Raw genomic sequence first — 20,445 nt, 5'->3', positions numbered from 1 at the left:
GTCGGTGAGTGGGTGATGGCTGAATCGCTGATGGATTAGGGGCGGTTCAGGGTGATGAGGGTGATCGGGGTGAGGGGCTGCCAACGGGTCAGTGACCCGACCCGAACCCCCTGCTGCACCTGAATTTGGCGCAGCTCTATCTGCCAAGAGAATGGATTGTCTGCGGTTCCACCGGCCCAGGCCAGCACCGTGCCGGTGTGCTCTAGGGTCGCCAGAGCAAGGACGATGCGGCCCTGGGGTCGGAGGCGCTGAGCGCATCGATCCAGAATTTCACCCAAGTGGCCGCCGCTGCCGCCGATGAAGATGCGATCGGGGTCGGGCAGAGCGGCCAGGGCGTCCGGAGCTGCCCCGTAGATGGGATGTAGGTTGGTGTTGCCCAGGCGGCGCTGGTTTTGTTGAATTAAGCCATGACCGGCGGCGGTTTTCTCAACGGCGTAGACCTGGGCGGTGGGGCAGAGGCGGTTGATTTCAACGCTGACGGAGCCGGTACCGGCTCCAATGTCCCAAATGATTTGCCCTGGCCTCGGGTCTAGGTCAGCCAAAATTTGAATGCGGATATCGCGCTTGGTGATCAGTCCGGGGCGATCGCTAAAGGTGGCAAAGGCGCGATCGGGCAGGCCAATTAGCGGCAGATTCTCGGTATCGAGCAATGCCTCGTGGTGCCGCTGGAGCACCACCACGTTGAGCGGCGCAAAGCTCTTGCCCACAACAGTTTCAGGCGTCAAGCTGTGGATGGTTTCGGTGTCATCCCCCAGGTTCTCGCACACCGCCAAGCGGTAGTGGTAGGGCAACCCGAGGGCAAGAATCAGATGTCCCAAGGCCGCTGGGTTGTGGGTCGGATCGGTGAGTACCGCAATTAGTGGATCCCCCCGGCGTAGCGCAGCGGTGAGTTCTTCGGTGGATCGGCCGTGGGCGCTGATCAGCGTGGCCCCTTGCCAGGGGAGTTTGAGCCGACTAAAGGCCAGCTGCACCGCACTCAGGTGGGGGTGAAAGGTGAGGCTTTCGGCGGGTAAATGCTCTAGCAGCAATCGCCCCAGGCCAAAAAAGAGCGGGTCGCCAGAGGCCAAAACCACGGCAATACCGGGTTTAGCCGCATCCAGCCATTCACGGAGGCGATTGAGAGTTACCTTTAAATCGCCCAATACCCAGGTCTCGGCCAACCCGTCGGGAAAGTAGCTGAGATGCCGGGGACTGCCCACCAGCACCGCCGCCTGATCGATCACTGGCAGCAGTTTGGGCGACAAACCCTCGCGCCCATCTAGCCCAATCCCTACCACCTGAATTGGGGTCATGGCTGTTGCTCCCAGGCCAGCACCAGCAGGGCGTTGAGAATGGCCGCCGCTGCGGGCGACCCGCCCTTGCGCCCCTCCACCCGAATCTGCGGCACCGAGGTCTGGGCTAGGCGCTGCTTAGAGTCCTCTACCGCTACAAAACCCACTGGAGCACCGATGACTAAGGCGGGATGGGCTTGGGCTGAGGCGATGCGATCGCACAGCGCCATCAGCGCCGTCGGCGCATTGCCCACCACCACCAGCGCATTGGGATACTCCTCCAAACACCGCAGCAGTCCGGTTTCCGTGCGGGTGCGCCCCTCCTCTGGCGGTTCCCCCATCGTCACCGCTGTCAGTAGCGGATTTTGGAACGTGCGCTCCACCATGCCCACCACTCCCTGGCGTACCATCGTCACATCTACAATAATTGGGCCGCCTTGAGAGAGATGGTGGGTCGCGGCGGCGATCGCCCCCTCACTAAACCTCATCAGATCCTTAAACTCAAAATCGGCAGTACTGTGGATGACGCGCCGCACCACCGCATACTCTGCCGGAGTGAACCCGTGATCGCCAAACTCCCGATCGATCAGCGCAAAACTTTCTTCTAAAATGGGGCTCTGCCACAGCTGCGCCATAAAATCCCTAAACGATCCCTAGCCGTAACAACGTCCCAACCCAAGACGCCCCATCATCTCATACCCCCTCATCTCCCACACCCCTCACCTTCTCCACTTACTCATCTACCCATCCACCCATCCACTCCCCCCACCCCATGCCCGCCTACTACTTCTGGGGCGACGACGACTTTGCCCTGCAAAAGGCCGTCCAAACCCTGCGCCAGCGCACCCTCGACGAGGCCTGGGCCAGCTTTAATTACGATGTGGTGCCAGCCGAGGCTAGCAGCGGCCCATCCCAGGCCCTCAGCCAGGCCATGACACCTCCCTTTGGCGAGGGCCGGCGGCTGGTGTGGCTAGCGAATACCAGCCTGGGGCAACGCTGCCCAGAATCCGTTCTGGCTGAGTTTGAGCGCACCCTGCCCCAGCTGCCCGACACCTCGGTGCTGCTGCTCACCAGCGCCGCTAAGCCCGACGGTCGGGCCAAATTTACGAAACTGTTTAAAACCTGGGGCGAGGTGCGCGAGTTTGCCACCATTCCCCCTTGGAAAACCGACCAAATTCACCAGCAGGTCGCCGCCGTAGCTAAGGAGCGCGGCATGAACCTGGAGGCTGGCACCCTAGATCTGCTGACGGAAGCGGTGGGCAATGACACCCGCCAGCTCCACCTCGAGCTGGAAAAGCTGGCGCTCTACTGGGGGGTAAACCCGCAGCCGATTCCTCCTGCTGTGGCTACAGAGCTGGTGACGGTGTCAACCCAAACTAGCCTCAAGCTGGCCCAATCCCTTAAGCAGGGCGATACGCCCACCGCCCTGGGGCTGGTCAACGACCTGCTCGATCGCAACGAGCCCGCCCTGCGCATTGTGGCCACCCTAGTCAGCCAGTTTCGGCTGTGGCTATGGCTGAAGGCTCTGGCCGGGGTGGCCAGCGATGCCGAGGTGGCGGCAGCGGCGGAGATCGCTAACCCCAAGCGAATTTACTTTTTAAAGCAAGAAGTGCGATCGCTTAGTCTGCCCCAATTGCAACGGAGTCTGCCTTTGCTACTAGAATTAGAGTCTGATTTAAAGCAGGGACGGGATGAACGCGCTACTCTACACACAAAAGTAATAGAACTCTGTCGGTTGTTCAAGCCTGGTGGCGTTTAGCCCCACGGCTGGAACTCGCAGGGGCGTTGCCCCGTCTGGGCTGTGAGATTCAAGCGATCGCGCCGAGGGTGGCGTTTACCCAAAAAGATCCTTCTTTTTTGTTGGAGCACAGGGCCATTCTGGTTGATACCAGCTCAGGAGATATAGACATAATGATCCACTTATCAACTCATCCTTTATCTGTTCACCGTCGCACCCTGGCTTTGGCCGCTGCGATCGCCAGTCTGGCCGTTTTAGCTGGCGGCGCAGGGGTTTCTCTTCCCACAACCACGGGCAGCGTGACCCTGGGAGCCGCCGCCTGGGCCCAAGACAGTTCGGTATCGTCTGAGGAAGTAACGGGCTACGCCGCCTCGGTTCTCGAGATGGACACCCCGCGCAATGAAGCCTTTAGCCAAATTAAAACCCTGCTGACGGGCACCAGCTACGACATCAGCAGCATTGATATGTCCTGCACGGGCACCGCCAACCTCAACCAGCTCCCTCGTAACCTGCGCAGCGACGTGCGTACCATTGTCGTTAACTACTGTAACCAGGCCAGCACCATCGTCCAGTCCAACGGGCTTACGGTGCGGCGGTTCAACGCGATTACGTCCGCCTATCCCCAAGATCCGGCCCTAGCCGAGCAAATTCGGGCGGCTATGGTACAGCTTCAGCAACAATCTGCCAATGGCTCTGAATAATGCAGTTTATTGACCAAGCTGAAGTTGAGGTGATTGCCGGCGACGGCGGCGATGGTATCGTCGCCTTTCGCCGTGAAAAATACGTCCCTGCTGGCGGGCCGGCGGGGGGCAACGGGGGGCCTGGGGGTTCAATTTACCTGCGGGCTACCCAGCAGCTCCAAACCCTGCTCGATTTTCGCTACGCCCACCGCTTTAAGGCCGACAATGGCCAGCGGGGAGGCCCTAAAAACATGACCGGTGCCGCTGGGGTCGATCTATACCTCGATGTTCCCTGTGGCACCGCCATTTACGATGTCGCCACCGATGAGCTGATGGGCGATTTAGTTGAGCCTGGCCAGCTGCTCTGCGTGGCCCAGGGGGGCAAGGGGGGACTGGGGAACCGCCACTTTCTCAGCAACCGCAACCGGGCTCCAGAGCACGCCCTGCCCGGTCTGCCCGGCGAAGAGCGACGGCTGCGCCTAGAGCTTAAGCTGCTGGCCGAGGTCGGCATTGTCGGCCTGCCCAATGCGGGCAAGTCAACCCTAATTTCGGCCCTGTCGGCGGCACGACCAAAAATTGCCGACTACCCGTTTACCACCCTCATCCCCAACTTAGGAGTGGTGCGCCGTCCCTCAGGCGATGGAACCGTCTTTGCCGACATTCCCGGCCTGATCGAAGGGGCCCACCAGGGGCTGGGTCTAGGGCACGAGTTTCTGCGCCACATTGAGCGCACCCGGCTGCTGCTGCACGTGGTCGATGCCACCGCCGAGCAGCCGGTTGAGAACTTCCACACCATCCAACAGGAGCTAGCGGCCTACGGGCGCGATCTGAGCGATCGCCCCCAGGTGTTGGCTCTCAACAAAATCGATGCCCTCACCCCCGAAACCCTAGCCGAGCTTATCCACCAGTTCGAAGCGCTGGTGCCCGGCCCCGTGTACGGCATTTCGGCGGTGGCCGGTACCGGCCTAGGCCCCATGCTCCAGCAAGTTTGGGATCTGCTCGATCGAGCAAAAGCCGCAGCGGCAGCCGCTGCGTCGGTCTTCGCCGTACCCCAAGACTAAGCGTATGCCAGTTAAAGACATCCCTATTCGAGGACGCGAACTCGGCCCCTTGGGCCGGTCGCGGTGAGATCTTGGAGAGATCTTTAACTGGAGAACTCTAAGCCCGGGCGCACTCCAATCTCAGCAGCGCCCGTACCCAGACCCCACCTACGGTACGTAAAGATACCGTTCTGCTCCCATCTACCGTTACTTCAGCCATCCCCCTCGGGCATGCTAAGCCTGTGTTTTAACAGGGGTTAGGCTTTGGCCATGAGCGTTTCTGTGTTTCCAGTGGGGCCTGAGGGTAAAGCAGCGGATGAGACGACCCTGCCCCAGTTGACCTGGCCCTGTTGCTCCCTTCAAGGGCTGACCTGGGTCGAGCGGCAGCAGCGGCGCAACCGAGCGATCGCCGCCCTTGACCTCAGCCCAGACAGCAGCATACCCGCCTGGGAAGAGGCCGCCCAAATGGCCGCCCGCTTCCTCGGTGTACCCATCGCGGTGGTGACCCTGGCCGACAGCCAGACCGAGTATGTGCGGGCGGCCTTCGGGCTGTCATGCCTGGGGGTGGGCAACCCTCTGTCGCAGCAGCGCCAGATTCCCCTCCAGGAGGGATTTGGGGTCTATATTCTCGACAGCGAGCAGGCCCTGCAGGTGACCGACACCCTTGACAGCCCTAGCTTGGCCCAGAGTGATCTGGTCATCACCTATGGCATTAGGGCCTATGCCGGTGTGCCGCTGATGACCGGTCAGGGCATCTGCGTTGGCACCCTGGCCGCGATCGATGTACAACCCAGACCATTCACCGCCCAAGATCTAGGTTTTTTAGCCATGGCAGCTCGCTGGGGCATGAGCGAGTACGAACGCCAGCAGGCTACCTGCATGGCTCCTGCCCCTCAGATACCTCTAGAATCTCTGGTGGATCGGGTGCGCCTCAACCTGATTAGCCAGCTCACCCAAGAGCTGCGCAGCCCCCTGACCACGGTGCTCGGTATGACCACCATGCTCAGCCGAGAGATCTACGGCCCCCTCACCCCCAAACAGCGCGAGTACACCGACATTGTGCACCGCAGCAGCCAGACTCTGATGGCGCTGGTAGAAGAACTTATCGACCTAAACCCCCTAGAGACCGAACGCTCAGAGCTGGTGCCTACGGCTGTTGATATTGAAGCCCTGGGTCAGCAGGTGCTGGCAACCCTCACCCCCGTGGCTGAAGCCAGTGCTCAAACCCTCAGTCTCTCGGTAGAACCTGGCGAAAACCACTGGATTTTAGATCAGCGGGTCGTGAAGCAGATCCTGTATCACCTGGCCTTTAGCATCATGCAGGTGGCTGGAGACAATGGCACCCTGCGCGTTCATGCCTGTCGGCGGGGCAAGACCCTGGCCCTGGCCCTGTGGCTATCTAACCCCTGGCTAGGGGAGGGACTGCCCCAGGAGGTGGTCACGCTGCTTCAGGCTTCGACCGTGCCGCGCCAAACCCCTCGTTCCCTTCTCGGCATACTGTTGGGCCAGCATTTGGTGCGGCGCCACGGTGGGCAGATGACTGTGCAGGGCAGTATCGATAGCGACTGTCGGCTCCTGGTGATATTGCCTGGTTTAGAGGCCGCCACCGCCCGCGCAGAGTCGAGCCATCCCCAGGTCGAAATCGAGGCCACCTGTCACCGCTAGGCTAGGCAAGTTTACGCAAGCTTAACCAGAAGCCGATGTTTCCTTAAGCTAAGTCCGACAGGATAGCGGAGTGGTGCAGACGCCGATTTGCTGGCTGGGCGGCAAGCAAACGTCATGGTTGACGAACGCTCCCTGGGTCACGGGCTTGACTCTGTGGGAGGCGATCGCCCGTGGTGCCGCAGTCTGCCTGCGCCTGTTCACGCTCCGTTAGGCTGTGCTGTGCAAAAAATATCCCCTGGGCGATCGTCGTTGTCGACGGTGCAAGAGCGCATTTTAATCATTGACGACGAAGACCTGATCCGCGAAACCGTGGCTCTGGCGCTGACGGAGCAGGGTTATCAGGTGATCACCGCCGAGTCAGGTCATCGCGCCCTAGAGCTGATGTTTCCGGCAGCCGGGGAGGGTATCGCTGGGCTAGAGATTGATTTAGCCATTGTTGACCTCATGCTGCCCGGCGTTAACGGGCTAGATATTTGCCGCATGATGCGCCACCACAATCTAGATATGCCCATTCTAATTTTGAGCGCCAAGGGGGCCGAGATGGATCGGGTGGTGGGTCTGGAGGTGGGGGCTGACGACTACTTGCCCAAGCCCTTTGGCATGCGCGAACTGATTGCCCGCTGCCGAGCCCTGCTGCGGCGCTACCAGTGGTCTACAGCCCAACCCAGCAGCGCCGTCTTGACCTACCGCGAGATTGTGCTTCACGCCACGGAGTTTAGGGTGCTGGTGGCGGGGCAAGAGGTGAATCTGTCGCCCAAGGAGTTTCGCATTCTGGAGCTGTTCATGCAGAGCCCGAACCGGGTCTGGTCGCGGGAGGAGCTGATCCAGGCGGTGTGGGGGGCCGATTTTGTGGGCGATCGCAAAACCGTAGACGTGCACATTCGCTGGCTGCGCGAAAAAATTGAGCACGACCCGGCGCACCCGCAGTATGTGACGACGCTGCGGGGGTTTGGCTATCGGTTTGGGTGAGGGGGTGGGGAGTGATCGGGGTGATAACTCCCCTAGGGCCACTCAAGGCGATATGATCGGTAGGGTCTAAGCTGCGATGGGAGATCCGCCGTGCGAGAAATTTTAATTAGCCTGGGAGTCTTAGCGGCCTGCTGTGCAGTGCTGCTGCTGGCTCAATTTACCAGCCCCCAACCCGAGGCCATGGCCTCAAACCTGGAAACAGCCCAGATCGCCGAAGAAGCTGTGGCCCTAGCCGAGCCCGTCACCCAGGTTGCCCAGGCTGCCGCTGATCTAGTTCCTGCCGATGAGGATGCCTCGACTATGATGCCTGAAGAGACGCTAGTGACCACCGACTCTGGCCTACAGTACGTTGACGTTGTCGAAGGCACGGGGGCCATGCCCCAGCCAGGGCAGCGGGTTACGGTGCACTACACTGGCACCCTCGAAGACGGTACCAAGTTCGACAGCTCCCGCGATCGCGGTCGCCCCTTTACCTTTCAAATTGGGGTGGGCCAGGTGATCAAAGGCTGGGATGAAGGGGTTGGCACCATGCGGGTAGGCGGCCAGCGCAAGCTGGTGATTCCCTCGGAGCTGGGCTACGGCAGCCGGGGCGCTGGGGGCGTAATTCCGCCCAACGCCACGCTGCTGTTTGATGTGGAACTGCTGCGCATCGGCTAGCTATAGCCCGACGCAGATTTTCCTGAACAAGCCCTAGGATGTCGCGAAGCGTTCTAGGGCTTGTTGTAGATCCAGGGTGGCGGGCACCCGCAGGCCAAAGCGATCGCTCAACGCATCGTGCAGGTCGGTGGCGGTGGTCAGCAGTCGCTTCTCCGATCGCCCGTCCAGGTAGCGGGTGGTTAACTGGTTGTTGAGCAGGGAGTAGCGACAGCCATCCCCAGGTCGGGCCGCAATCAGCGCGTTGACAAACAGCGACTGAGGATGAGTTGACACATGCCAATTGCTGACCTCGTAGTCGCAGCGCTGCTGCTCTTGCAGGTCAAAACAGTACAGCGGTTTCCACAGCTGGTTGAGCTGGGCTTCGAGGCAGTAGGTTTGCCCCACCAGCGTCAGGCGATAAAACTCGTGGGTAGTGGGTTGAGAAACCTCCGGTACCAGCGCCAGCGGTTCTGGTACCGTTAGCCCGCCAAAGCCCACGTCGGCAATATAGGGTACGTCGTCAATATCTACTTTCAGCAGCATGTGGCTGCGGGGGGTGATGGTACTCTCTGGCAGATTCCACCGCACGCGGGCGGCCAGATTTGTGACCTGAAAGCCCAGGGCCGCGAGCACCGATCGCAGCAGCAGATTTTGCTCAAAACAGTAGCCTCCCCGCTGGTCGCGAATCAGCTTCTGCTGTAGATCGCCCAACCCTAGGGAGACGGGCTGGTGGAAAAAGGAACTGAGGTTTTCGAAGGCAATGGTGCGGGTGTGGTCCCGGTGAATGGCTCGGAGGGTTTCGAGGGTAGGCGCGGGATACCCAGCCTGGGAGGCTCCGTCAGCACTGCCATAGCCAATGCGCTCAAAATAGGCCGCTAGATCGAGCACCGCTGGCTCTGCACTGTCGCGGGACTGTCGTGGCATTAGCGTCGCTCCCAAAGCAGTTCAAAACCAGACCTCCTGGGGCTGACCTCAGCGGCCAGAATCCTTAGATCGTTGGAAGTCTCGCAGGGCGCGCTGGGTTTTAGGCCCCGTTACCCCGTCTACTCGGCCAGGGTCATAGCCGCGTTTGGCCAGCTGCTGCTGCACCTGGCGAGCGCCCTCGGTCAGGCTTTCATCCAGCTCTTCGAGCAGCTCTAGGACTTTCTCGCTGGGCTGGCCACTGTGGGTGAGGTCGAGCAGTTCGCGCAGCCGCGCCTTGAGATTTTCGTTGACCGAGGCGTAAACCCGCGTGGCGCTGCCCAGGCCAATGGCGTGGTCGATAAAGTGGTCGGCTTCGTTGATCCAAAAGTCGAGGCGGCCATCGGCTTCGGCCAGAGCCAGCAGCTCGTCGAGGCGCTGGCTCTCGGCATCGCTCAGGCTGGGGAGGGCGGCCAGACGGCAGTATTCTTGCACTAGAGCCAGACAGTCGGCGTCGGCAATGCCTGGAATTTGCTGCGTTAAGGGTTCACCCATGGTCTGACTCGCCTGTGTTGGTACGGTGTCAACAAAGCATGCAATCAAAGCTAGATCTGTAGTTTACCCGCTGCTAGACCGGCTCCACGAGGGGGGAAACCCCCAATGCCGCTAGTGGCCAGCCATCTTGTGGCCGATGTCGGCAATATTGGCCTGCTCAACGGCGCTCTCGTAGACAAACTGCCCTTCGCTAATCACCAAAATGCGATCGCCTAGGGCCAGCAGCTCGTCGAGGTCTTCGCTCACCAGCAGCACCGCCACCCCCCGGTTGCGGGCCTCCACCAGGGCGTTGTGAATCTGGTCTACAGCCTGAAAATCGAGGCCAAAGCAGGGATTGGCGGCAATCAGCAGCTTGACATCGGGGGAGGACAGTTCCCGCGCCAGCACCGCCCGCTGCACGTTGCCCCCCGACAGATTTTGGATCGGGGTATCCGGGGAGGGAGTCTTGACGGAAAACGCCGCGATTAGCTCCACGGCGGCCTCGCGGATGGCCCTGAGCATGAGCCACAGCCGACCCCGAGCCTGGGGGGGACGATCGAAGGTGCGCAGGGCCATGTTTTCGGCTACGGACATCCCAGGCACGCAGGCGTTGCGCAGGGGTTCCTCGGGCAGGGTGCAGACACCGTGGCTATACATTTCTCCTCGGGTGGCGCGGTAGGGGTCGCCGTTGACCTCGATGTGGCCGTGGGTGGGCGATCGCTGTCCCGCCAGCGCCTCCACCAGCTCCCGCTGGCCGTTGCCCGAGACTCCGGCAATGCCGACAATCTCGCCGCTGTTCACCGTCAGGTCGAGGGGGCCAAAGGCAGATAGGCCGTTGTCTTTGAGGGCTCCTAGCCCGTGCACCGTCAGCACCGGATGGCGATCCGCAATCGGGGTTTTATCGACCGCTTTGGTGGCCCGCTCGGCCCCCAGCATCATCCGGGCCATGTCGGCTACGGTCAGGTCGGCCACAGCCCCGTGGCCCGCCAGGTGCCCCTTGCGCAGCACCGTCACCTCGTCGGTAAAGGCCAGCACTTCGCGAAACTTGTGGGTGATCAGCAGCACGCTGAGGTGACCGGCCTGCACCTCCTGGCGCAGCAGCCCCAGCACCTCGTCGGCCTCGTTGGGGGTGAGCACCGAGGTGGGCTCATCGAGAATCAAAATGCGGCTTTGCAGGTAGAGCTGCTTGAGAATTTCGAGCTTTTGCTTTTGCCCCGCCGCCAGCTGGCCCACGGGCACATCGAGGTCAACCTGAAAGGGCGATCGCTCCATAAAGGTGCGCAGGGCGGCGTATTCTTGCTTCCAGTTGATTACCTGGGCGCGATCGTAGCGGCTGAGCACCAGGTTTTCGGCCACGGTCATGGCGGGTACCGAGGTGAAGTGCTGGTACACCATGCCAATGCCGCAGCCGTGGGCATCCTTGGGACTTTTGATCGGGTAGATCTCGTTGTCCACCAAGATTTGCCCAGCGGTGGGCGCATAGAAGCCCATGATGCACTTCACCAGCGTGCTCTTACCGGCTCCGTTTTCCCCCAGCAGCCCGTGGAAGGTGCCCGGTTTGAGGGTAAGCGTAATGTCGTCGAGGGCCACCAGGCTGCCAAACCGCTTGGTCATATTCACCACCTTGAGTTCGGGCGGCGGGTTGAGGTGCAGCAGTGGCGGGGCAACGGTGGTCATAGGCGGCTCAGGCTCGACGGGAAATCGCTACGGGGAAACCAACAGGACTCACGGATCACTTGCTCTAGGCCCAATCTCTCAGGATTGGGGGCATCATACTGCCACAGCTTGCCCCAGGGCTGTTAGCAAACGCTCATTTTCGGCAGCGGTGCGCACCGCCACCCGAAAGTAGTCTGCCCCCAGCTCAGGGAAACTGAGACAATCGCGAATCAGCACCTGGTGACTGCGCAGCACGGCCTCTTGCAGCGCTGGAGCGGGGTGGGTGGTGCGCACGAGCAAATAGTTGGCGGCTCCGACTAGGGGCTTCAGCCCAGGGATAGCCCGCAATCCTTCAAACAGTCCGGTACGGGCGGGGGGCAGCCAATCCCAGGTGCGGGTTTGAAAGGCCTTGTCTTGAACTGCTGCGATCGCCGCTACCGCCGCCAGAGTATTCACCGGCCAGGGGTCGCGCCAGTGCTGCCAGCGGTGTAGCCGGTCGGGGTGGCCCAGGGCATAGCCAATACGCAGGCCTGGCAGAGTATAAAACTTGGTCAGCGACCTGAGCACCACCAGATTTGGGTAGCGATCGAGTTCGCCGATTAACGACTGCTGCTGGTTCGGCGGCACAAAATCCATAAAGGCTTCATCCACAATCACGGTGTCGGCGCGATCGAGCAGTGGCTTGAGGCTGTCCACGCTCCACAGACGACCCGTGGGGTTGTGGGGATTGTTGATTAAGATGCCCGCTACCTCAGCTTCAGGCCAGGGGATCGCGGTTTGAAGGGGACAGTCCTCCGTAACTTTCCCTAGGGAAAGCGGCCAGGGGTTAACCGGCACCCCAAAACTTTCCAGGGCGCGGCCATAGTCGCCAAAGGCCGGAGTCAGCAGGTGGCAGCCCACCGGAGCAGGCCCCTCAGCCAGATCGCGAGCGGCCCAGGTCAGCAGCTCGGCGGCCCCGTTGCCCGGCAGCACCCAGTCGGCGGGCACCCGGTGATAGTCGGCCAAGGCCTGGCGCAGGGCACTGTAGTCGGGGTCGGGGTAGTGGCGCAGCTGCCCCAGAGCCTCGGCCAGGGCCAAAGCCACCGACTCAGGTGGCCCCAGGGGATTGATGCTGGCCGAAAAGTCTACAAGAGAATCGGGGGAACAGTTGGCGACAGCCGCCGCCCAGACCAGGTTTCCCCCGTGAACAGGTCGAATTGAAGCTGTGGGAGCAGAAGGTGTGGGAGTCAAGGGGGTGGTTACTTGGCCACCTTTTCTTTGAACAGTTTGCCAGCGGAAAACGCCGGTACCTTGGTCGCCGGAATCACCATGGTGTCGCCGGTTTTGGGGTTGCGCCCTTCCCGCTCTTTGCGCTCGCGGCGCTCAAAGGAGCCAAACCCTACCAGGGTGACTTTTTCGCCTGTAGCAACGGCTTCCATAATGGCGTCGATGGTGGCTGTAATCACCGAGTCTACGTCTTTTTTGGTCATAGACTTGTCGCCGGTAGAGGCTTTCTCAGCCACCTTATCAACGAGTTCAGCTTTATTCATAACTGTCTCCTATGGGCAAAGAACATTCGGATAGCAGCCGCAATCTGACGATAGACCCAGAGCTCGTACAACGGCTCTGGCAGCCAAAACGGCTGAAACCCCTGTCAATCCAGAATTTCACTGCCCCATTCTAAGGGCATCCCTAGGAAAGTGGATCGCCAAAAGCTTTAATTTATGTGGATTCCGGGGTTTTTTAAGAAATTTAAACAGCTCAAAGCCCCAGGTTGCTCAAGATCGGCGACCTGGGGCTTTGAGTAAAGGCCTTATCTAGCAAGGGATACAGAGATTGGGCCGGCTAAGAGCCGGCAGGGCTACCCGACCAGTTAACCCAGTCTTGGGGGGTAAGAAATACCTCGTACAACCGGGCCTCAGGGCTCTCAGGCTCGGGGGTGTAGCCGTATTCCCAACGCACCAAGGGGGGTAGCGACATCAAAATTGACTCGGTGCGCCCGTTGGTTTGCAGGCCAAAGATGGTGCCCCGGTCATACACCAGGTTGAACTCCACGTAGCGGCCCCGGCGATAGAGCTGAAACTGCCGCTGGTGGTCGCTGTACTCCGTACTGTGGCGACGCTCCACAATGGGCACGTAGGCGGGCAGGAAGGCATTGCCGCAGTCGCCGGCAAAATTGAATAGGTCATCCCAGCTGCGGGGGGGGAGTTCGCCAATGCCCTGGCTAGTCTGATCGGCGGCTTTGCCTGCGTCAGGCCCGCGGTAGAGCGTGCCCTGACCATCCTGGTAGTCAAAGAAAATGCCGCCCACGCCCCGGGTCTCGCCCCGGTGCTTGAGGTAGAAGTACTCGTCGCACCAGGGCTTAAAGACCTTGTAGTAGTCAGGGTTGTGGCGATCGCAGGTCGCCTTCAGCGTCTGGTGAAAGTGCACCACGTCTTCGTCGAAGGGGTAATAGGGGGTGAGGTCAATGCCGCCGCCAAACCACCACACCGGGCCGGCCTCAAAGTAGCGATAGTTGAGGTGCACCGTCGGAATGAACGGGTTGCGGGGGTGCAGCACCATGGAGGTGCCGGTGGCGTAGAATCGATGGCCCGCCGCCTCGGGGCGCTGCACCAAAATTGACGGCGGCAGGTGGTCGCCCCACACTTCAGAAAAGTTAACGCCGCCCTGCTCAAAGATCTTGCCCTGCTTGATGACGCGCGATCGCCCGCCGCCGCCCTCGGGCCGATCCCAGGCGTCTTGCTGAAATTGGGCACCGCCGTCGAGAGCCTCTAGCTTTTGACAAATGCTGTCTTGGAGCTGCTTCAGCATGGCGCTGACGCGATCGCGGGAGTCTGCCGGGGGTGCGGTGTTGGCAGCAGCGGGCTTAGATACAGGGGTGGTGGTCATGGGCGTGGAGAAAACAATATGTTATGTCGGCACCGGGTCGAATATGTCACACTGTAGAATGGCCTACGCAGGAGCTTACGGATCCATCTTTTTCTTCCGCTGCCTGCATTTTGCCCGATAGCAACCGGAGGCAATTTGGCCTGAAGCAACGCCATTCACGGTACCCAGTTTTCACACGCTACCGTGAAACCCGACCCAACACCAACCTGATCCGCCAGGTTGAGAAAAATGTTTAGAAACGCAACGTTCTGTAACGACAGCTCGGCCTAGTCCAGCCTTTTTTGCCCCCGTAACGCCCATGATCGATTTGCCAGCCGCCTTAATCCGCTATGGTCTCCAGGTAAAGTCCTGGTCGGCTAGCGATGGAGGGCGCGGCCATGTTTAGCGTTGAGCGTTTTCCCCGCCCCTTTTTGACCCTGCTACACCTGATCCATCGGTGGGTGCAGGTGCAGCAGCAGCTGGAGAAGTCTTACCTGACCGTGAGCACCGCCTCGGTCGATACTCTTTGGCAAACGATTATGAACCTGGCCGATGTCTCCTGGCATCCGCTGCTGACCAGCACCAATGCGCCCCAGGGTCTCAAGCCTAAGCCCGGTTTAATCTATCGGGCCTTCACCAAAATTTGCCCCATTCCAGTGAAGATTTTTGTGGAACGGGTGCAGCCCCACGAGCTAATCAGCGTGCGGGTATTGCCCATACCCGGCCTTGAAGAGCGGGTCACCTACCACCTCAAGTCCACCGTGCGGGGCACCCAGATTTCCTACTCGGTCACCCTGCGGGGATGGCTGTCGCCCCTGGCCTGGTCGCTGCTGCGCCCCTACGCTGCCAAGGTGGCCTCGGCCCTGGCCGAAGCCGCTGAGCATCCCGATCTGCTCGATGGGCCGAATTCTCGCTTTCAGGTTTGGTAACACCGCCTACCCTAAGCACTTGTGCTCAAGGGGGGACGGGGCAGCTTAAGATTAGGGGATGGTTTGCTCAATTTCGTCATCTGCGAGATGAGCAGTGGTGGGCAGTGCCCACCCTACGGATTGCCAACTGTCCCCAAGCGTTGGTGGTTCAAAGCTGTCTAGCTACAACCGTCTAGTTTCTAGATGTCGTCCCTTTCGCTGGCCCAACTCCCTCAACTCCATGAGCCAAACCCTCTCCGAAGCTTCTGTATTAGATGTGCTGCGCCCGGTGCAAGACCCGGAGCTGCAAAAGAGCCTGGTGGATCTCAATATGATTCGCGATGTGGCGATCGCCGATAGCACCGTCAGCTTCACCCTGGTGCTGACCACCCCCGCCTGCCCGCTGCGGGAGTTCATCGTCGAAGACTGCCAGAAGGCCGTGCGCACCCTCCCCGGAGTTGAGACGGTCAACGTGGATGTCACCGCCGAAACGCCTCAGCAAAAGGCCCTGCCCGATCGCACTGGCATCGGCGGCGTCAAAAATATCATTGCGGTTTCCAGCGGCAAGGGGGGCGTGGGCAAGAGTACCGTGGCGGTGAATCTGGCCGTTTCCCTGGCCCAGATGGGCTCCTCGGTCGGCCTGATCGATGCCGATATCTACGGCCCCAACGCGCCGATCATGATGGGCCTGGCCGATGCCCAGGTGGTGGTGAAGCAGGGCGAAGTGCTCGAACCCGCCTTTAACCACGGCGTCAAGCTGGTCTCCATGGGCTTTTTGATCGATCGCGATCAGCCGGTGATCTGGCGCGGCCCCATGCTCAACGGCATCATTCGCCAGTTTCTCTACCAGGTGGAGTGGGGCGAGCTCGACTATTTAATTGTGGACTTACCGCCGGGCACGGGCGATGCCCAGCTCACCCTGGCCCAGGCGGTGCCTATGGCCGGGGCCGTGATTGTCTCTACCCCCCAGTCGGTGGCGATCTCCGACGCCCGCCGGGGGCTGAAGATGTTTCAGCAGCTGCAAGTGCCAGTGCTGGGCATTGTCGAAAACATGAGCGTGTTTATTCCCCCTGATGCGCCGGAGAAGCGCTACGACATCTTTGGCTCTGGTGGCGGCGAGCTGCTCTCAAAAGAGCTAGACCTGCCGGTGCTGGGCTGCATTCCCCTAGAGATGGCGGTGCGCGAGGGGGGCGATGCGGGCATCCCGATTGTGGTACGACACCCTGATTCTGAATCGGCCAAGGCGCTGCGGGCCATGGCCCAGCAGGTGGCGGCGAAAGTGTCGATGGCGGCGCTGGCCTCCTAGGCGGCGAGGTTTGGGATTTGGGGTTCAGAGGTAGACCCGAAACCTGAATCCCGAAACCCTTTCTCCTTGTCATAATCAATTGGGTGAACTGGTAGGCAACGGCAATGTTTTTAACCGACGCGCAAAAGCAGTGGCGATCGCTGGCGGCGGGCTGGCAGGGCGTCGATTGGGTGCTGATGGCGCTACCCGTGGCGCTCACCGGCTTTGGGTCGATTGTGATTCACAGTATTCAGCGCAATACTGTCAACGCGCACTATGGCTTAAACCATGCCGTGCTGGGGGTGATTGGCCTGGGCCTGGCCCTGTGGGTGGCCCGCAGCCGCTACGAGCACCTGCTCAACTGGCAGTGGATTATCTATGGCCTGGTCAATCTGCTGCTGGTGGCAGTGATGTTTATTGGCACCGTGGGCGGGGGTGCCCAGAGCTGGATTGCTGTCGGCAGCTTTTACGTGCAGCCCTCGGAGTTTGCCAAGCTGAGCATCATTATTACCTTGGCGGCAATGCTCAGCGCCCGCGATGCCTCTACTCTCTGGGGGGTCGGCAGTGCGATCGCCGTCATTGTGCTGCCCTGGCTGCTGGTCTTTATTCAGCCCGACCTTGGTACTTCGCTGGTGTTTGGGGCGATTACCCTGGCGATGCTCTACTGGGCTAACTGCAACCCCGGCTGGCTGGTACTGTTTGTTTCGCCCCTGGTGGCGGCGATTATGTTTCACCTGGTGCTGCCCGGCTGGCTGGTGTGGAGCCTGGCCATGGGGCTGATTGCCTGGTTTACGCTGCCCTGGCGCTGGTTTAGCACTGTGGTGGCCACGGCAGTCAACCTGGTGGCGGGCAAACTGGGGGATGTGGCTTGGGGTCTTTTAGCAGACTACCAAAAGGATCGTCTGGTGCTGTTTCTCGACCCCGACAAAGATCCGCTGGGGGGCGGCTACCACCTGATTCAGTCGCGCATTGCCATTGGGGCGGGCAAGCTTTGGGGCCAGGGGCTAGGCCAGGGCACCCAAACTCAGCTCAGCTTCATTCCTGAGCAGCACACCGACTTTATTTTTTCGGCGGTGGGCGAAGAGTGGGGCTTTGTGGGGTCGATGGTCGTCATTGCGGCCTACTGGCTAATCTGTTTTCGCCTGGTGATTATTGCCCAAAATGCCAAGGATGACTTTGGCTCGCTGCTGGTGATTGGCGTGCTGGCGATGATCGTATTTCAGGTGGTGGTCAATATTGGCATGACGATGGGCCTGGCCCCGATTACCGGGATTCCGCTGCCGTGGCTGAGCTACGGGCGATCGGCGCTGCTGACGAACTTTATTGCCCTGGGCATGGTGGAGTCGGTGGCGAACTTTCGCCATCGGCTGAAGTTTACGGATTAGGGCGATCGCATGAGTGCTCCATCACTACCCTCATTGAATGAAATCTACCGGCGTTTGAACCTAGCGCCAGAGGCGATCGCTCAGTTTTGCGAAAAGTGGCAGATTGTGGAGCTGTCTCTGTTTGGCTCTGTATTGCGCGATGACTTTCGCCGCAATGGTGAGAATCCTAGCGACATTGACTTGCTCTATGTCAGCGACCCCGCAGCCCGCTATGGGTTCAAATTTTTTGATATGCAGGCGGAGCTAGAGCAATTGTTCAATCGCAAAGTAGATCTGATTAGCAAGCGGGGGATTCAAGCCAGCCTCAACGCCCTTCGCCACACAGCTATTCTTGACTCTGCTCAGGTGATTTATGCGAAGAGATCAGCAGTCTATTCTTAGAAATTGTCATCCCCTTGCTGATAGGAACTGACAGCAAGGCTTGCTCCAGTGAGGTTGCTAACGTTGCTCTTTGCCTAGGTTTCATCGGTCTCGCTGGTTTCTTCTGCGGATGGCAAGCTCTTGCTGTCTTGGCCGCGCAGTAAAGGCAACCGTTTATAGGCTTCGATAATGAGGGTGACAAAGTTGGCTTCGCTAAAGCGCTCGTCTTGCATGAGCTGAAAGGCACCCACAATGCCGATTGCCAGCAGTGCGCCGATAATCACCACGGGCAGTAGGTACCCAGCGACAAAGTGGCTAACTACAGCAAACAGCCCCGTCACCACCGCCAGCACAAACAGATAAAACAACCCAGACCCCCAGGGGGTACGGGGCCGGGGAGCAGGAGCAGGAGCAGATGAAGGATCGCCCTGGGGTACCGGGGGCGGCTCAAAGCGGCGATCGAGATCTCGGCGAGTTTCGAGACGTTTTTCGCGATCCAATGGGGTTTCAACCCCTTGCAGCAGGTCGCGTACAGATACCTTTTCGCGCAGGCCGGAGGGGACAAATTCCTCCACATTTATCGCTTCCATATCGAGCAGATTTTTGTAGTCAACCAGAACATCGGGCTGGCTGGGCAGGGGCACTTTTTCTTCGACCTCAATGCCAGGGATGCTGCGGTGGATGTAGTCGAACTGGTCGCGGATGCTCTCTAGCAAAATGCGGCGGGTGCTGGGGTTGCCGCTCACCCAAATAAAGATTTTGCGGTCTTCTTTGTCGGCTTTGACCAGGGCTTTATAGCCGCCTTTGGTAAGCACTACGCCGTTGCGCCAGTAGGTACGCTTTGAGATCAGCTGATTCATGCGCACAATGAAGCGCGAAATAATGCTGCCGGGCAGAATGTTGTAGTGGTACTGGAAGGGTAGGGCATCACTCCAGTCGCCGGTTTCGGGTTCTTCTTTGCTGAGCAGGTCGGGCAGCAGGTAGCGATCGTCGGTGTACCCTTCGAGCGGGAAGCACAGCTCAAATTTGCGCATGATGTCGAGAATGAACAGGTGCTTTTCGGCGGGGTAGCGCTGGGGGGGCAAAATGCGGTGCAGCATCGAGCGCTCTAAAATGCCCTTGTGCTCGGTCATAAGAGCGTTGTCGTTGAGAATAGAGTAAACGCCATTGGTGACCCACTCGGGGTTGAGCACGCTGTCTTGTTGCAGGCGCGGGTCGTCGCGAAAGTTGAGGGCGATGCCCAGGTCGTGCAAAAAGCCGACCAGGGTCTTTTGGCTTTGGTCATCGGTGACCCGCTGGCTGGCGCAGATGTGTTGGTACTGGTGATACTCAATGTAGTCGGCATCGAGCGCTTCGAGCTGGGCTTTGACGGCAAACCAGGTCTCGGGCAGCAGGTCAAAGACGTGGGGCAGCTCGGCAATTTGCTTTTGAATGGCTTGTTTGAGCTTGTCAATGCCTTTGTGGCCCAGGTCGCTGCAAGAGGTTTCGATAAAGCCAACAATGTTGGGATATTTTTTCTTGAGCCCGCGCCGGTCGATGTCGAGAGATTTTTGGTCTACCTGGTTGCCGACGACAACGACGGGCGAATTGCCGCCAAAGCTGCGGATAATTTTGAGCCAGTACTCAACTCGGTTGGCGGTTTCGTCTTGGCGGGCGCTGAGCACCAGCAGGTAGAGGCTGCGCTTGGTGAGAAAAAACTGGTGGGTGGCGTGCATGATCTCTTGGCCGCCAAAATCCCACAGGTTGAGTTTTACGGTTTGGCTGTTGGCCTGAATCGGCCAGTCGGAGATGTTGATGCCCTCGGTCATGCGCTCGTGGGGGTCAAAGGTGCCTTCGATTAGGCGCTTGACGAGGGAGGTCTTGCCCACCTTGGCCTCGCCCACTAGCAACACCTTGGCCTCGTTGAGGGGGCGCGACGGCTGGGTGCAGTTTTGCTGATAGTAATTAATGATGGTTGCAGGCTCTCCCACCCTATTCAAAATTTCGGGTGGTATCGGCAATGGGTTATCGCGGAGGTCGAGCCTTGATAGCTTGGTGAGCTGGGCAATTTCCGCCGGCAGACTGCTGAGTCGGTTATTGCGGAGGTCGAGCGTAGATAGCCTGGTGAGCTGGGCAATTTCCGCCGGCAGACTGCTGAATTGGTTATTGCTGAGGTCGAGCGTAGATAGATTGGTGAGTTGGGTAATTTCCGCCGGCAGACCGCTGAGTTGGTTCCCGCTGAGGTCGAGCCAATATAGATTGGTGAGCTGGGCAATTTCTGCTGGCAGACCGCTAAGTTGGTTACTGCTGAGTTCGAGCCAATATAGCTTGGTGAGTTGGGCAATTTCCGCCGGCAAACTGCCGAGTCGGTTCCTGCTGAGGTCGAGCGTAGATAGATTGGTGAGCTGGGCAATTTCCGCCGGCAGACCGCTGAGTTGGTTCCAGCTGAGGACGAGTGTAGATAGATTGGTGGGCTGGGCAACTTCCGCCGGCAAACTGCTGAGTCGGTTATTGCTGAGGTCGAGCGTAGATAGATTGGTGAGCTGGGCAACTTCCGCCGGCAGACCGCTGAGTCGGTTATTGCTGAGGTTG

19 protein-coding genes are annotated in these 20,445 nt (G+C 59.8%); 10 read left to right on the top strand and 9 right to left on the bottom strand.

The features are described from left to right. Positions 1 to 35: 35 nt before the first annotated feature. Positions 36 to 1,292: a precorrin-6y C5,15-methyltransferase (decarboxylating) subunit CbiE gene (cbiE, locus tag VB780_RS27245; protein WP_323354336.1), complete on the bottom strand. Its 1,257-nt coding sequence runs from the start codon at positions 1,290 to 1,292 to the stop codon at positions 36 to 38. Further along, on the bottom strand, positions 1,289 to 1,906 hold the full coding sequence (locus tag VB780_RS27240; RefSeq protein WP_323354335.1) for a precorrin-8X methylmutase: 618 nt from the start codon (positions 1,904 to 1,906) through the stop codon (positions 1,289 to 1,291). The genes cbiE and VB780_RS27240 overlap by 4 nt, the downstream gene beginning before the upstream one ends. A 137-nt stretch (positions 1,907 to 2,043) precedes the next feature. Here VB780_RS27240 and holA point away from each other — a divergent pair, with 137 nt between their 5' ends. From holA to VB780_RS27210, 6 genes are all read left to right on the top strand, one after another. Then, positions 2,044 to 3,030, top strand: a complete 987-nt coding sequence (gene holA, locus VB780_RS27235; protein WP_323354334.1) for a DNA polymerase III subunit delta — start codon at positions 2,044 to 2,046, stop codon at positions 3,028 to 3,030. A 152-nt stretch (positions 3,031 to 3,182) separates the two neighbouring features. Beyond that, positions 3,183 to 3,710 carry a DUF4168 domain-containing protein gene (locus tag VB780_RS27230; RefSeq protein WP_323354333.1) on the top strand — a complete coding sequence of 176 codons (528 nt, stop codon included), beginning with the start codon at positions 3,183 to 3,185 and terminating at the stop codon, positions 3,708 to 3,710. Next, entirely contained in the window at positions 3,710 to 4,750 is a 1,041-nt protein-coding gene (obgE, locus tag VB780_RS27225; protein WP_323354332.1) for a GTPase ObgE, read from the top strand. Before VB780_RS27230 ends, obgE begins: the two co-directional genes overlap by 1 nt. A gap of 249 nt (positions 4,751 to 4,999) precedes the next feature. Then, positions 5,000 to 6,394, top strand: coding sequence for a GAF domain-containing sensor histidine kinase (locus VB780_RS27220; RefSeq protein WP_323354331.1), 1,395 nt, complete (start codon positions 5,000 to 5,002; stop codon positions 6,392 to 6,394). Positions 6,395 to 6,508: 114 nt separating this feature from the next. Beyond that, positions 6,509 to 7,363: a response regulator transcription factor gene (locus VB780_RS27215; protein ID WP_323354330.1), complete on the top strand. Its 855-nt coding sequence runs from the start codon at positions 6,509 to 6,511 to the stop codon at positions 7,361 to 7,363. A gap of 90 nt (positions 7,364 to 7,453) precedes the next feature. Next, positions 7,454 to 8,020 carry an FKBP-type peptidyl-prolyl cis-trans isomerase gene (locus VB780_RS27210; RefSeq protein ID WP_323354329.1) on the top strand — a complete coding sequence of 189 codons (567 nt, stop codon included), beginning with the start codon at positions 7,454 to 7,456 and terminating at the stop codon, positions 8,018 to 8,020. A 33-nt stretch (positions 8,021 to 8,053) separates the two neighbouring features. Here the strand turns inward: VB780_RS27210 and VB780_RS27205 are convergent, their stop codons facing one another. From VB780_RS27205 to hemF, 6 genes are all read right to left on the bottom strand, one after another. Next, complete coding sequence (locus tag VB780_RS27205; RefSeq protein WP_323354328.1) at positions 8,054 to 8,923, bottom strand: arylamine N-acetyltransferase; 870 nt, start codon at positions 8,921 to 8,923, stop codon at positions 8,054 to 8,056. A 48-nt stretch (positions 8,924 to 8,971) separates the two neighbouring features. Then, positions 8,972 to 9,454: a peptidoglycan-binding domain-containing protein gene (locus VB780_RS27200; RefSeq protein ID WP_323354327.1), complete on the bottom strand. Its 483-nt coding sequence runs from the start codon at positions 9,452 to 9,454 to the stop codon at positions 8,972 to 8,974. Positions 9,455 to 9,565: 111 nt separating this feature from the next. Continuing rightward, positions 9,566 to 11,110, bottom strand: coding sequence for an ABC transporter ATP-binding protein (locus VB780_RS27195; RefSeq protein ID WP_323354326.1), 1,545 nt, complete (start codon positions 11,108 to 11,110; stop codon positions 9,566 to 9,568). Positions 11,111 to 11,203: 93 nt separating this feature from the next. Next, positions 11,204 to 12,319, bottom strand: coding sequence for a threonine-phosphate decarboxylase CobD (cobD, locus tag VB780_RS27190; RefSeq protein WP_323354325.1), 1,116 nt, complete (start codon positions 12,317 to 12,319; stop codon positions 11,204 to 11,206). Between the two features lie 8 nt (positions 12,320 to 12,327). Beyond that, a complete protein-coding gene (locus VB780_RS27185) occupies positions 12,328 to 12,618 on the bottom strand; it encodes an HU family DNA-binding protein (protein WP_323354324.1) in 291 nt (96 codons plus the stop codon). Positions 12,619 to 12,913: 295 nt separating this feature from the next. Beyond that, the gene (gene hemF / locus VB780_RS27180) at positions 12,914 to 13,957 is read right to left on the bottom strand and encodes an oxygen-dependent coproporphyrinogen oxidase (RefSeq protein ID WP_323354323.1); all 1,044 of its coding nucleotides are present in this window, start codon (positions 13,955 to 13,957) and stop codon (positions 12,914 to 12,916) included. Positions 13,958 to 14,334: 377 nt separating this feature from the next. Between hemF and VB780_RS27175 the strand changes: the two genes are divergently transcribed. The 4 genes from VB780_RS27175 (at position 14,335) to VB780_RS27160 (ending at position 17,895) form a co-directional block, all read left to right on the top strand. After that, positions 14,335 to 14,865: an SRPBCC family protein gene (locus VB780_RS27175; protein WP_323354322.1), complete on the top strand. Its 531-nt coding sequence runs from the start codon at positions 14,335 to 14,337 to the stop codon at positions 14,863 to 14,865. Between the two features lie 220 nt (positions 14,866 to 15,085). Beyond that, complete coding sequence (locus VB780_RS27170; protein ID WP_323354321.1) at positions 15,086 to 16,150, top strand: Mrp/NBP35 family ATP-binding protein; 1,065 nt, start codon at positions 15,086 to 15,088, stop codon at positions 16,148 to 16,150. A 104-nt stretch (positions 16,151 to 16,254) separates the two neighbouring features. Next, positions 16,255 to 17,514: a rod shape-determining protein RodA gene (rodA, locus tag VB780_RS27165; protein ID WP_323354320.1), complete on the top strand. Its 1,260-nt coding sequence runs from the start codon at positions 16,255 to 16,257 to the stop codon at positions 17,512 to 17,514. Positions 17,515 to 17,523: 9 nt separating this feature from the next. Beyond that, on the top strand, positions 17,524 to 17,895 hold the full coding sequence (locus VB780_RS27160) for a nucleotidyltransferase family protein (RefSeq protein WP_323354319.1): 372 nt from the start codon (positions 17,524 to 17,526) through the stop codon (positions 17,893 to 17,895). Between the two features lie 74 nt (positions 17,896 to 17,969). Here VB780_RS27160 and VB780_RS27155 read toward each other — a convergent pair. After that, a partial coding sequence (locus tag VB780_RS27155; protein WP_323354318.1) for a COR domain-containing protein occupies positions 17,970 to 20,445 on the bottom strand: 2,476 nt, incomplete at its 5' end.

Source organism: Leptolyngbya sp. CCNP1308 (genome assembly GCF_034932455.1).
Lineage (GTDB): Bacteria > Cyanobacteriota > Cyanobacteriia > Phormidesmidales > Phormidesmidaceae > Nodosilinea.
This window is presented reverse-complemented; position numbering and strand designations above follow the sequence as displayed.